Below are 393 nucleotides of genomic sequence, written 5' to 3'. Positions count from 1 at the left end.
CGCACGATGCGCGTCACAAACCGAAATTTTGGTGTTAGTTGTCACGTGAGCGAACGGCTCGCGAGGCATAGCTTTGCTGCGCCGGCGCATCGCCGGCACATCGAAGAGAGACTCTCACCATGCGCAAGCATTTCGCTCTGGGGCTGGGCCTGGCGGCGATCGCCGTAGCCGGCGCCGCGATGGCGGCGATCGGCCCGACCGGTCCCGGCCAGATCTACACCTACTACGACGACACCGGCGCGGTGGTCGGCCAATCGTCGATCCACTGCAACGGCCCGCCCGAATCCTGGGGCAAGTTCCCCAAGAACTACGGCGTGGGCTACTACCTGTGCGATCCCGAGCCGTGATCGTCGCAGCGCGCGACCGCGCACCCGCAACCGTCGCGACCGCCAT

At 66.2% G+C, this 393-nt stretch carries 1 protein-coding gene; it reads left to right on the top strand.

Annotation, left to right across the window (positions count from 1 at the left end; all coding sequences use genetic code 11):
• Positions 1 to 119 precede the first annotated feature (119 nt).
• Complete coding sequence (locus HKX41_10590; protein NNC24578.1) at positions 120 to 347, top strand: hypothetical protein; 228 nt, start codon at positions 120 to 122, stop codon at positions 345 to 347.
• Positions 348 to 393 lie beyond the last annotated feature (46 nt).

The sequence above is a fragment of the Salifodinibacter halophilus genome, from assembly GCA_012999515.1.
Taxonomy (GTDB): domain Bacteria; phylum Pseudomonadota; class Gammaproteobacteria; order Nevskiales; family Salinisphaeraceae; genus Salifodinibacter; species Salifodinibacter halophilus.
Note: the sequence above shows the minus strand (reverse complement) of the source record. Positions and strands in the feature narration are given on the sequence as shown.